11 protein-coding genes are annotated in these 12,221 nt (G+C 70.0%); all 11 read right to left on the bottom strand.

The features are described from left to right. Positions 1–25: 25 nt before the first annotated feature. The 11 genes from OG453_RS35175 to OG453_RS35125 all read right to left on the bottom strand — a co-directional run bounded on the left by OG453_RS35175 (position 26) and on the right by OG453_RS35125 (position 11,995). Positions 26–2,068, bottom strand: coding sequence for an ABC transporter ATP-binding protein (locus OG453_RS35175; RefSeq protein ID WP_266872605.1), 2,043 nt, complete (start codon positions 2,066–2,068; stop codon positions 26–28). 181 nt (positions 2,069–2,249) lie between these two features. Beyond that, positions 2,250–2,495 carry an MbtH family protein gene (locus tag OG453_RS35170; RefSeq protein WP_266872604.1) on the bottom strand — a complete coding sequence of 82 codons (246 nt, stop codon included), beginning with the start codon at positions 2,493–2,495 and terminating at the stop codon, positions 2,250–2,252. 119 nt (positions 2,496–2,614) lie between these two features. Further along, on the bottom strand, positions 2,615–3,895 hold the full coding sequence (locus tag OG453_RS35165) for a HAMP domain-containing sensor histidine kinase (RefSeq protein WP_266872603.1): 1,281 nt from the start codon (positions 3,893–3,895) through the stop codon (positions 2,615–2,617). Between the two features lie 16 nt (positions 3,896–3,911). Beyond that, positions 3,912–4,565 (bottom strand): response regulator transcription factor, encoded by a 654-nt coding sequence (locus OG453_RS35160; protein ID WP_266872602.1) that lies wholly within the window; start codon positions 4,563–4,565, stop codon positions 3,912–3,914. 59 nt (positions 4,566–4,624) lie between these two features. Then, entirely contained in the window at positions 4,625–5,425 is an 801-nt protein-coding gene (locus OG453_RS35155) for an alpha/beta fold hydrolase (RefSeq protein WP_266872601.1), read from the bottom strand. 24 nt (positions 5,426–5,449) lie between these two features. Next, complete coding sequence (gene dpgD / locus OG453_RS35150) at positions 5,450–6,253, bottom strand: enoyl-CoA-hydratase DpgD (protein WP_266872600.1); 804 nt, start codon at positions 6,251–6,253, stop codon at positions 5,450–5,452. Next, on the bottom strand, positions 6,250–7,536 hold the full coding sequence (gene dpgC / locus OG453_RS35145; RefSeq protein WP_266872599.1) for a (3,5-dihydroxyphenyl)acetyl-CoA 1,2-dioxygenase DpgC: 1,287 nt from the start codon (positions 7,534–7,536) through the stop codon (positions 6,250–6,252). The genes dpgD and dpgC overlap by 4 nt, the downstream gene beginning before the upstream one ends. Continuing rightward, positions 7,533–8,195, bottom strand: a complete 663-nt coding sequence (gene dpgB, locus OG453_RS35140) for an enoyl-CoA-hydratase DpgB (protein WP_266872598.1) — start codon at positions 8,193–8,195, stop codon at positions 7,533–7,535. The genes dpgC and dpgB overlap by 4 nt, the downstream gene beginning before the upstream one ends. Positions 8,196–8,209: 14 nt before the next feature. Further along, the gene (dpgA, locus tag OG453_RS35135; protein WP_266872597.1) at positions 8,210–9,319 is read right to left on the bottom strand and encodes a 3,5-dihydroxyphenylacetyl-CoA synthase DpgA; all 1,110 of its coding nucleotides are present in this window, start codon (positions 9,317–9,319) and stop codon (positions 8,210–8,212) included. A gap of 106 nt (positions 9,320–9,425) precedes the next feature. Further along, positions 9,426–10,760, bottom strand: coding sequence for a PLP-dependent aminotransferase family protein (locus OG453_RS35130; RefSeq protein ID WP_266872596.1), 1,335 nt, complete (start codon positions 10,758–10,760; stop codon positions 9,426–9,428). Positions 10,761–10,987: 227 nt separating this feature from the next. Further along, entirely contained in the window at positions 10,988–11,995 is a 1,008-nt protein-coding gene (locus OG453_RS35125) for a ParB N-terminal domain-containing protein (protein WP_266872595.1), read from the bottom strand. Positions 11,996–12,221: the final 226 nt, after the last annotated feature.

Here is a 12,221-nt window from a genome sequence, read left to right as displayed (position 1 = left end):
TCGATCGCTGGACGTGCGTGCGGAGTCAGCGGTGCTCAGGCGGCGGTGGCGGCGGGCCCTGGTGAAAGAAGGGGCCGCCTCCGGGCCCGCCGGGGCCCGGTCCCATGCCCGGCCCGGGGCCCATCCCCGGCCCTGGTCCCATCCCCGGCCCTGGTCCCATCCCGGGCTCGGGTCCCATCCCGATCCGCACCGGACCACGGCCACCGGGCCCAGGACCGCCCGGCCCAGGCCCGGGCCCGCCCGTATGCACCGGCTCCAGTTCCGGTCGCGGCGCCGGCGATCCGTTCTTCGACTGGTCAGCGAACTGCGTCCGGTACAGCTCGGCGTACAGCCCGCCCTGTTCGAGCAGTTCCTCGTGGGTGCCCGACTCCTGGACCCGGCCCTCGTCGATCACCAAGATCTGGTCGGCGTCGCGGATCGTTGCCAGTCGGTGGGCGATGACCAGCGAGGTGCGCCCCTTCAGCGCGGTCTTGAGGGCCTGTTGCACGGCCGCCTCGGACTCCGAATCGAGATGCGCGGTGGCCTCGTCGAGGACCACGACGGGCGGAGCCTTCAACAGCAGCCTGGCCATGGCGATGCGCTGCTTCTCGCCGCCGGAGAGCCGGTAGCCACGGTCGCCGACCACGGTGTCGAAGCCGTCCGGAAGCGCTTCGATCAGCTCCCAGATCTGCGCGGCCTTGCAGGCGTCGATCAGGTCCTGCTCGGTGGCGTCCGGGCGGGCGTAAGTGAGGTTCTGGCGGATGGTGGTGTGGAAGAGGTGCGCATCCTGGGTGACCATGCCGACGGTGTCCAGCACCGACTCCAGGGTCAGGTCGCGCAGGTCATGGCCGCCGATGCGCACCGTACCGGCGCCCGGGTCGTACAGGCGCGGCACCAGGTGCGTGATGGTCGTCTTGCCCGCTCCGGAGCGGCCGACCAGCGCGGTGAGCTTGCCGGCCGGTGCGGTGAAGCTGAGGTCCCGCAGGGTCCAGGCGTCGCCGGCGCGCTCCGGCATCGGCAGCGCGATCGATTCGAGGGAGGCGAGCGAGACGTCGGCCGCCTTGGGGTAGCGGAACGACACATTGTCGAACTCGACCGACATCGCGGGCGACTGCTTGCCGCCGGCACCGTCTCCGGCACCGCTCGCCGCCGGCAGCGCCACCGCGTCCGGCTTCTCCGCGATCAGCGGCTTCAGGTCCAGGACCTCGAACAGCCGGTCAAAGCTGACCAGCGTATTCATCACGTCCGCCTGGGCGTTGGAGAGCTGGCCGATCGGCTGCATCAGCCGGGTGAGCAGGGTGGCCAGGGCCACCAGGGTGCCCATCTGGATGGTGCGGTCGATGACCAGATGGCCGCCGACCCCGTACACCGCGGCCGTGGCCAGCGAGCTGACCAGCATGGTGGAGAGGAAGAGCAGCTTCATGTGGACGGAGGTCTGCACACCCACGTCGCGGCTTCTGCCCGCCAGTCCGGAGAACTCGGCCGACTCCCGGCCGGGGCGGCCGTAGAGCTTGGCGAGGAGGGCGCCGGTGACGTTGAACCGCTCATGCATCATCGAGCCCATTTCGGCGTTGATCTGCATGTGCCGCCGCATGAGCCGCTGCATCCGGCGGCCGATGACCCGGCCGGGCACCACGAAGAACGGGGCCAGCAGCAGGGCGATCAGCGTGATGACCCACGACAGGTAGATCATCGTGATCAGGATGAAGGTGAGGGTGAGCGCAGCGGAGACGACGGTGGAGAGCAGCGACGTGAGCGCCGCTTGTGCTCCCATCACGTCGGTGTTGAGCCGACTGACCAGCGCTCCGGTCTGGGCCCGGGTGAAGAAGGCCAGCGGCTGCCGCTGTACGTGGTCGAAGACCTCGGTCCGCAGGTCGTAGATGAGCCCCTCGCTGACCCGGGCGGACACCCAGGCCTCCACGAATCCAAGCAGGCCGGCCACGAGGGACAATCCGGCGACGGCCACGGCTATCCATACGACGGCCGAGGTGTCGTTCTTGAGAATTCCGTTGTCGATGAGGTATTTGAACATCAGCGGAATGGCAACCGCGATGCCGGCGTTCAGCGTCGTCGTCGCCAACAGGCCCACTATTATGCGGCGGTGTCGCCTGGCGTACGGGAATATTCGCTTTGCGGTGCCGGGCCTGACCTCTTGTTTCCCGATGGACGGATCGGGTCCGTCCCCTCGCACGATCACCGGTCCTGGGCCACCCATCATGGCCACAGCTACCACCTCTGTCCCGTTGTCTCGCCGTCCGGTCGGTCTTCGGTCAGTTGACGGATTCGGCCGTGACGTTCTCGCCGTCGGCCGCGTCCATCGCCTCGGCGAGGCTCCTGGGACGCATGTCCGTCCAGTTCTCCTCGATGTACGACATGCAGGCCGCTCGCATTCCCTCGCCGAAAACGACCTTCCAGCCGTCCGGCACCTCGGCGAATGCGGGCCAGAGAGAATGCTGGTTTTCGTCGTTCACCAGCACCAGAAAGGAGCCGTTCTCGTCGTCAAAGGGATTCGCCATGACCACTCCCGCCAATGGGTTCACCTGGGCGTGGCCAACAATAATCAGGCCCCTGGTAGACGACAAGCAGCGTAATTTGACAGCCCTGTCCAACCGCTTATTCTCGGCACTTGGACACGCTATTTGGACTTGTCGGCCTTTCTTGTCACCGCTCTCGTCGCAGCGCCGGTGAGCTTGCGCTGTGCGGGAAAGACCACCTGCACGACCAGGCCGCCGTCCGGGCGGTCCTGCGCCGTGAGTTCGGCGTCGTGTGCGGTGGCGATGGAGCGGACGATGGACAGGCCGAGGCCGTGGTGGCCGTCGTCGGCGTTGCGGCGCATCCGCTGGAAGGGGTTGAACAGCCGGTCGACCTGGTCCGCGGGGACCTGCGGACCGGTGTTGGCGACCCGGACGAAGGCCCGGCCGGAGCGGGTGCCGATGGTGATCTCCACCTGCCCGTCGGGGTGGTTGTAGTCGATCGCGTTGTCGAGGAGGTTGGCCAGCAGCCGTTCCACCAGCACTGGGTCACCGTGCAGGGCGGCGGGCTCGACATCGGCGACGAGCCGCAGGCCGCGCCGTTCGGCGGCCGGGCGGAAGGTACGTACGATTTCGTCGGCGAGGTGCGCCAGCTCCAGCGGCTCCGGCTGCTCGAGGCCGCGCTCGCTGGTCGCCAGGAACAGCAGCGACTCCAGCAGTCGGCCCTGCTGCTTGCTGATCGCCAGCAGCCGCTCGAAGTTGCTGCGGAAGGACTCGACCGTCGGGGCGCCGTCGATGAGGGACTCCTCGAGCAGCGCGTGCTCCAGCGTGAGCGGGGTGCGCAGTTCGTGCGCGGCGTTGGCGACGAAGCGTCTATGGGAGTCCAGGGCCGTCTCCAGTCGGCCGAGCAGGCCGTCCACCGTGTCGGCGAGGTCCTTCAGCTCGTCGCGCGGGCCGTCGACGGCCAGCCGCTCGTGCACATTGCGTGCCGTGATCTGCTGGATGGCGGTGGTCATGGAGCGCAGCGGGTGCAGCACGCGGCCGGCGACCACCCAGCCGAGCCAGATCGCGATCACCGCCGTGACCGCGAGGGCGATCGCCGACTCGAACAGCAGCCGGCTCATCATTTCCTCGTGGGTACGGGCGGCCTGCTGGCGCAGCCCTTCCGTAAGCCGGTCGGCCGACGCCGGTTGGCCGTCGCCGATCAACCGGCTGCGGCGCGGCGGCTCACCCGACTCCGACGACTCCTGGTAGCCGCTGACCAGGACTGGGCCGCCGGTGGAGCTGGCCACGAGCAGATAGGTGACGGTGAGCAGGACGGCGCCGGACAGGACGAACAGCCCTCCGTACAGCAGGGTGAGGCGCATGCGTACCCGCCGGGGCCGCAGCAGCGCGGCGGCCCGGGCACGGGTGAGGTGGGTCGCGGTCAGCGGGAACGAGCGCATGACACCTCAGATCCGGTCAGATCCGGTACCCGCCGCGGGGTACCGTCTCGATCACGGGCGGGGACCCCAGCTTCGCGCGCAGCCGGTTGATCGTCGTCTTGACGGTGTTGGTGAACGGGTCCGTTGCGTCGTCCCACACCCGCTCCAGCAGCTCCTCGGTCGGTACCACCCGGCCCTCGGCGGTCATGAGGTACTCGAGGACCGCCAGCTCCTTGGGGTTGAGTGGCAGCCGCTCGCCGCCGCGAGTGGCGAGCCGCTTGCCTGGGTCGAGCCGCAGGTCGCCGTGGTCGAGGATGGGCGCGAGCGCCTGCTGCGGGCGCCGGGAGATGGCGCGGATCCGGGCGATGAGCTCCGGATAGGCGAAGGGCTTGGGCAGATAGTCGTCCGCGCCCAGATTCAGCCCTTCCACCCGCTCGGCCATCGTGCCGGAGGCGGTGAGCATCAGCACACGGGGCTGCTGCGGCTGTTCGGCCAGCGTGCCGCAGACGTCGTCGCCGTGGATTCCGGGGAGGTCCCGGTCGAGCACGACGACGTCGTAGTCGACGACGGAGGTGCTCTCCAGGGCGCGTTCACCGTCGTGTACGACATCGACGGCCATTCCTTCGCGGCGTAATACCCGCGCCACCGATTCCGCCAGCACGGCATGATCCTCAACCACCAGCACTCTCATCGCCCCACCCCTAGCGCAGCCCGGTCGCCTTCAGCCGATAACGCTATCGCTCGGATACGTCAGCCGGGCGTGAAGAATCCGGTCATCGCCTCGTTCACCGCGTCGGGCTTTTCCAGGCAGCCGAAGTGGCCGCAGCCGGAGATTTCGGTGTAACCGGCGCCGGGGATCGCCGCCGCGACCTCACGGACCAGGTGCGGGCGGGCGACGAGGTCGTCGGCGAAGCCGATGACGTGGCAGGGCACGCCGATCCGGCGGTAGGCGGGCAGCCGGTTGCCGATCAGCTGCAGGCCCAACTGGGCGCGGACCGACCCGGGGGCGGCCCCGGACAGCTCGAAGACGGCCAGCCAGTCCTGCAGGCGCTCCTCGTCATTGAGGGTTTCCGGCGACAGGTTCTGGATCGCCTGCGCATAGGCCGCGTACGCCGGCGGCAGGGCGCCGCTGTCGGCCAGTGCCAGGTCGGCGGCCGCCATGGCTGCGATCAGCGCGTCCGCCCGGCCGCAGGAGGCGATCAGCACGGCCTGCCGGACGAGCTCGGGGCGGGCCAGCAGCAGTTCGGCGACGATGATGCCGCCCAGGGAGAAGCCGACGACCCGGCACGGGCCCGCGCCCAGGTGCTCGATGAGTCCGGCGACGTCAGCCGCCATGTCGTCGAGGGTGTATGACTGCGGTCCGGCTTCGGTCGGCGGGATGCCCCGGTTGTCGACGGTGACGACCCGGTAGCCGGCCGCCTTCAGAGCCGGGACCTGGTGGGTGCGCCAAATCCGCCCGGGCGCGCCGGTTCCGGTGACCATCACCACCGGCTCTCCGGAACCGTAGTCGTCGTAGCTCAGCCTGATCCCGTTGACAGGCACCACCGGCATCGGGCATCCCCCTTTGCTCTCCGCTCACTTACCGGTCCAGACGGGATCGCGCTTCTCCGTGAAGGCCTTGACCCCTTCCGCCACATCCCCACTGCGTCTGCGGCGCTCCTCCCAGCTGTAGGTGGCGGTGAACGCGTCCGGGAGCGGCATGTCGACCGACGCCAGGGCGGCCTGCTTGATCGCCCGTACCGAGAGCGGGGCACTACACACCAGGTCCCGCGTCCACTGGGCGACGCAGTCGTCCAGCCGGTCAGGCGGTACGACCTCGTTGACCAGGCCGTACCGCAGGGCCTCGGCGGCGTCGAGGCTGCGGCCGGTCAGCAGGTGTCCGAGCGCGACCTTCTGCGGCAGCTGCCGGATCAGCCGGAACGCGCCGCCCGCCCCGGGGATCAGGCCGAGCCGCGCCTCGGGCAGGCCGAACACGGCCCGCTCGGAGGCGATGATCAGGTCGCAGGCCAGAGCGAGTTCGAACCCGCCGCCGAGGGCGTAGCCCTGGACCCGCGCGAGCACCGGCTTGGACAGCGTGAAGCGGTCGGTGAGCCGCGGCCAGCCGCTCTGGCCGCGGCTGCCGAAGGTGGTCGGCGGCGCGCCCTGGGCGCCCAGCCGGGCGCGCTCCTTGAGGTCCTGTCCGACGCTGAAGGCGCGGTCGCCGGCCCCGGTGAGTACGGCGACGCGTACCTCGTCGTCGGCCTCGACGTAGTCCCAGACCGCGCCGAGCTCCTCGTGCATGCGCAGGTCCATCGCGTTGAGCACGTCCGGGCGGTCGAGCGTGACGTAGGCGACGTGGTCGCGCGTGACGCACCGCACCCGGGGGCCGGCGTCGTTCATCCGGCGCGCCCCGCGAACCCGCCGACCTTGTCGATGACGTCCTCGCCGTACAGGCGCAGCGCCTGCTGCAGCGCGAATTCGGCCATGTACCGGCGGAATTCCTCCGGCGGCTCCTCGACGGCGTTCAGCATTCTGCGGTTCGCGACGACCGCCGGGCTCTGCATCTGCGCCACGCCGCGAGCCACGGCGGCGTCGAGCTCGCCGGGCTCCACGACCTCATCGATCAGCAGCCGGGCGTCCGGTTCGGTCGCCCAGATCCGCCGCCCCGACAGGATGACCTGGCGGGAGATCCGCGGACCGGTGTGCCGGCCGAGGCGGAAGTTGGCGGCTCCCGGCACGATGCCCTCGCGGGCGGCCGGCAGAGTGAGATAGGCGTCCGACGCGGCGAGCACCTGGTCGCAGGCGAGCAGCAGCTGCATGCCGCCACCGATGGCGAAGGTGTCGACGGCCGCGATCCAGGGCTTTTCGACCGTACGGGAATGCCAGGCCCCGGCGTGGTCGGTGAGCAGGCCGGTGACCAGCTTGCGGAGGTAGCCGAGTTCGCGGCGGAGCAGGAAGCCGGTCAGCGAGATGCCGCCGGCATGCAGGCTCTTGAGGTTGATGCCGGCGCTGAACACCCGCTTGCCGCGGTAGCGGGGATGGCTCATCTCCCCGCCCCGCAGCACGCCGACGCGCACCTCCTCGTCAAGGAGCGCGAGGTCCACGGCGGTCTCCATGTCGTCGACCTGCTCACCGTCCTCGGCGTTCAGGCAGTCGTCCCTGCACATCGTCAGGTACGCGGCGCCGTCCCGCCGTTCCAGCAGGACCGAGCGGGTGCGCAGCACCCCGGTGCGGCGGAACTCCGGCAGCAGCCGCAGGGCGCGCGGCGTCGGCCGCAGCATCGCGTCCAGCACCCGCGGGCCCGCCAGCGGGGAGCGCAGCACCGCCCGCAGGAAGATGCCCTGGTCTATCTCCCAGCCCTCCTTGTCCGCCTGGCGGCGGCCGCGGTCGGCGGCGAGCTGCTTCTCCGTCGGCACCAGGCCGGGGTAGGCGTCCGCGGCGGCTGCCACCAGCTCGTCGATGCGCAGCCCGTCGGCGAGCCGCTCGAATACGGCGTCGGCGTGTGTGTCGAGGTAGTGCACCCGCAGCGCGCGGGCCGCGTCCTTGGCGGCGGCGAGCTCCGCGCGCTGCGGGTGCGTGCGCGCACCGGGGTCGGGGAGCGCCGCGATCAGGTCCTCCACGCGGGCCGCCGCCTCCCGCAGGCTCGGCCAGACGTCCCTGTCCGGCTGGTCGGGTGCCGTCACGACGCCTCCTGCCGGGCCGTGCCGCGCAGCGCCCGGTCGCAGGCGGCCAGATGCGGGCCGAGCGCGTCCTCGAAGCTCGTCGTCGCGGCGTCGAAGAGCAACTGCCGCCGGATCGCCAGCTCCTTGCCGACCAGCCCGCTGGCAAGTCCGGCGACGGCCGCCGCGGCGGCGGCGGGCTCGTCGACGATCTCGTCGACGATGCCAAGACGCAGCGCCTCGGGAGCCTCGATCGGCAGGCCGAAGAGCACGGCGCGGCGGATCCTCGCCGTGCCGACCAGCGCGACGAGCCGGTAGCCCGCCATGCCGGGCCAGGTGGCGGTGGCGTCCCGGGGGATCAGCAGCCGGGTGCCATTCGTCGCCGCGCGGACGTCCGCAGCCAGGAACACGTCGAGCGCCGTCCCTCCACAGTCGCCGCCGGCGACCGCAACCGTGGCGACGGGGAGCCGTTCCAGCCGGCGCAGCGCCCGCTCCCACTTGCTGACCAGCATCACGTCGAGTCCGCTGGTCCAGTCGCCGCTGGGGGCGCCGGAGACGTGGACGGTGAGGATGCCGGAGCCGCCCTGTGCCTCGGCCCGGTCGCAGACCTCCTGCACGGCCGAGACGGCGGCGGCCGACATCGGCTCGGTGCCGTCCACGGTCAGCGTCAACGCCTCTTTCACGGCGCTCTCCCGCCTCACCACTGGACCAGTGCTGTCTCGAGGGTGGAGCCTGGCCCCATGGTCATCAGCACGCCGTACTCCCCTGGTTTGGTGACGCCTTCGTCCAGCAGCCGTTCGTAGGAGAAGAGGAAGGAGCCGCTGGACACGTTTCCGTAGTCGCGCAGCACGCTGGTGGTGTGCCGCACGTCGTACCTGGTCAGGCCGAGGTTCACGCCGACCGCGTCGATCACCTTCTTGCCGCCCGAGTGCACCAGCCAGTGGGTGATGTCGCTGCGCCGCAGGCCCGTTCCGGCCAGCAGCCGGTCCACGACGATCTCGGCGTGGGCGCCGACCACGTACGGGATCTGCGGGTCGAGGAAGAAGCTGAAACGGGCGAGGTCCCGGTCCCAGTCATAGCGCATGGCCCCGATGGCCTCGGGGATGATGCAGCTGGCGAACTTCAGCAGCCGCGGACCCTCCTCGGCTCCTGCCGCGCCCGCCTGTTCGCCGGTCCGTTCGCCCGCGAGCAGCGCGACCGCGCCGGCGCCGTCGCCGAACAGGCTGTTCACGACGGCCGTGCGCATCGTCGAGTCCATCGCGTACGCCGCCGAGCAGGCCTCCGTGCACAGCACGACGGCGAGTTCGCCGGGGTGGGCCGCGGCCCAGCCGGTGACGACGCCCAGGGCGTTGAGCCCGGCGTTGCAGCCCATGCCGACGATGTCGGAACGGCTGCAGTGCCGGTCGATGCCCAGCTCCCGGATGAGCAGCGCGCTGAGCCCGGGGGTGAGGAAGCCGGTGGAGGTCACGCAGCACAGGTGGCGCAGGTCGGCCAGGTCGGCGCCGGCCCGCTTCAGGCAGGCGCGCAGCGCGTCCGCGCCCATCTCGATGGCCAGTTGCTTGTGCTTGGCGAGCAGGTCGCCCTGCGGCTCCGCGATCCGGGCCCCGGTGGCGTCCACGGCGGGGAGCGTGAGGTGGCGGCGCTCGATGGCGCTGTTGAGGAAGACGGAACGGACCCGGGGGTCGGTTATTGCGAAGGCGTCGAGCACCTCCTGCTGGCTGTACGAGGTGGGCGACACCGCCGTACCGACGCCGACGATCCGCGGGTGCAGGAACTCCCGCCTCGCGGTCAGGCCGGGCTGAGGCACGACCGGTGCGGATTTCCGGGGGGAATGCGGGCTTTCAAGGATGGCGGTCACCGGAACGTCCACCCCCACCTACGCGGCTTACTGCGCAGCAGTCCTGAGTAGCTGGTCACGTACCTCCCCCTTCCCTTCCGGAGTTCTCCGCCGCTATGAAGCGGGCGAGCCGCGCGGTGCCTTCTTTCATTTCCGCGGGCGTCAGATAGCTGATGGACAGGCGGATGCCGTGCCGGCCGCCGCCGTGAGGATGAAAGTTCCGCATCGGCGTCCAGATGACTCCGAATTCGCGCGCGGAGCGGGTCAGAGCGGCCTCGTCCGCCGCGAAGGGGACCCGCATGCTGAGGAAGAACCCGCCGGCCGGTTCGTTCCACCGCACTCCGAGCGCCGCACGGCGGTCGGCGGGCAGGGCCTCGCCGAGATGCCGGAGCATGGCTCCCATGGCGTCGCCGTAGTAGTCGGCAGCTTTGGCGTTCAGCTCCGAGAGCCGGCCGTCGGCGGCGAGCAGCGCGCCGGCCACGGCGGCCTGGCTGAGCGACGGGGTGTTCACCGTCACCATGCTCTTGATCTTGGCGAGTTCGGCTGCGAGCAAGACCGTACCGCCGGCGCCGTCGTCGACCCGCTGGTCGGCGACGGCGAAGCCGACGCGAGCCCCGGGGAAGACCGTCTTGGAGAAGGAACCCAGGTGCACCACCGAGCGGCCGATGTCGAGGGACTTCAGCGTCGGCAGCCGCGGGCCGGGGCTCACCATCCGATACGGGCTGTCCTCCACGATCAGGAGGCCGTGCCGCCCGGCCAGGCGAAGGAGAGCCCGGCGGGCCGGCTCGCTCATGGTGGTGCCCGCCGGGTTGGCGTGGTCGGGCAGCACGTAGAGGGCGCGCGGGCGGCGGCCGCGGGCCAACTGCTCCTCGATCGCCGCCTCGACGTCGTCGGGGTGCAGCCCGTCCTCGCGTTCCTCGACCGGGCAGACGGCGATGTCCAGCAGCCGGGCCGCGCCGGTGATCCCCACGTAACAGGGGCTGGAGACCAGCAGCACGTCGTCGGGGCCGGCCATCAGCGCCCGCAGCACCAGGAGCATCGCCTCCTGTGCGCCGACGGTGACCACCAGCGACTCGGCCGGGACGTCGATGTCCTCGTCGGCCCGCAGCGAATCGGCGATGATCTCGCGGATGGTGCCCGCGGTCGGGCCGTACTGATAGAGGGCGGTCCTGATCTCCTGCGGCGAACTCCCCTGCGCGGCAAGGTGGTCGAGGTAGCCGCGGATGTAGGTGAAGACCTGCTCGGTGTCGAAGAAGCCGTCGTACGGGCGGCCGGGGGCAAAGGAGATCGCATCCGGATAGCGGAAGGTGATCTCGTTGAGGAAGTTCATCGTGTCCAGCACCGGGTCGGCGAGGGAGTCGTGCAGGTCCTGCCTGAGTAAATCCGCCGGCGCAAGCTGCCGCGTTATCATGGGCTCCCCCAAAAAGGCCGCCTGGCAATTCAATGAAGGTGAATTTCCGGCTTCAGCATCACACGTGCACCAGGATTCGACAACGACGTCCAACCGGACGCGGTGAACTCCTGGACAAGGGGAATTATGATGCGGCGGGAACATGAAATCGCGACTGGACCGAGCCCGTCCAACCAGCTGAATTTGCCACTTGGACGGCCCGGTCGGACAGCCGCGATCAACTATTCCTACGCCGTAACCTCATAATCCATGCGCGCGGCGATCTCCTCCCAGACGCCCGCGCACTCGCGGGCGAGGCTGGTCACCGTCCCCTTGCAGTGCGGGGGCACGCTGTCGATAATCGCCTGCCACTCCGCACCGGCGAGGGTGAGGAGATTGAATAGCCGCAGCAACGTACGTCCAGTTTCGCTGAACCGCAGGGCGGGGTCGGATTTCAGCCGGTCCACGGCCGCCACCCGCTCCGCGATCCGCGACCTTCTGATCGCCTCGCCATCACTCGTCACCGCGGGCGGCTCGGTCCTCGCCCGCTCGGCGGGCGTTGCCGGGACCACGGCCTCGGGCCGTGGACGCGCCCGCACGCGCGGCTTCGGCAGCGGGTCCTCGCCGCGGTGCAGCCGGTTTCTGACGTCCCTGGCGGTCTCCGGCGATATCCGGGCCTCACGCGCGATCTGCCGCAACGACAGCCCGGGATTCTCCTGGATGAGCTTGCCGGCCAGCGCGCGCCCGGCAGCGATGTTGACCGGCCGGACCCGCCCGTCCTGGCCGATTCTGCTGCCCTCGATGAGGTTGCCCCCGGCCGCCCGCCGGCGGATCTCGGACACGACGCCGGGCGACAGACCCGCGGTCGTGGCGATCATCCGGTCCGACCAATGCGGGTGCGTCTTGATGATCCGGCCCGCCGCCTGCTTCCGGTCCGCCATCGACAGCGGCAGGCCATGCGCGACGTTCGACTCCACCGCGAGCACGAAGGCGTCGGATTCGCTTCCGTCGAAGTACGTTACGGGGATCTTTTCATCACCGCGAAGCTGCGCCGCCCGTAAACGGTGCACCCCGTCGATCACCCGCATGGTCGGCCGGTGCACCAGCACCGGAGGAAGCGGAACCCGCACTTCCATCAAGGCCTGTATATGGTCCTGATCAGCACCCGCACTACGCGGCGATGCGGCGACGGACAATGAGCTGATCTCGGCTTCGACTACCATCTCTTGTTCGAACTGAGGCTGGCCAGACTGCATCACAAGCTCCTCTCGAGGTAACTCCTGCGAACCAGCTCGCACTCAGCGGTGCATGGCGTTAGGCGTACCCCAAAGGAGTGTGGACCAGGTGATACCGGCGTCGCTTCCACTGTGGATCTTCCCCACGGCTGAGCGCATTGGATTTCTCCCCCCGCAATGCCACCGCACGGGCCGAATAACGACCCTGTTAGCCGCTTGGGACTCTAACACCGTCCATCGGCTCTGA

The organism is Streptomyces sp. NBC_01381 (assembly GCF_026340305.1).
In the GTDB taxonomy this organism is placed as follows: Bacteria; Actinomycetota; Actinomycetes; order Streptomycetales; family Streptomycetaceae; genus Streptomyces.
Note: the sequence above shows the minus strand (reverse complement) of the source record. Positions and strands in the feature narration are given on the sequence as shown.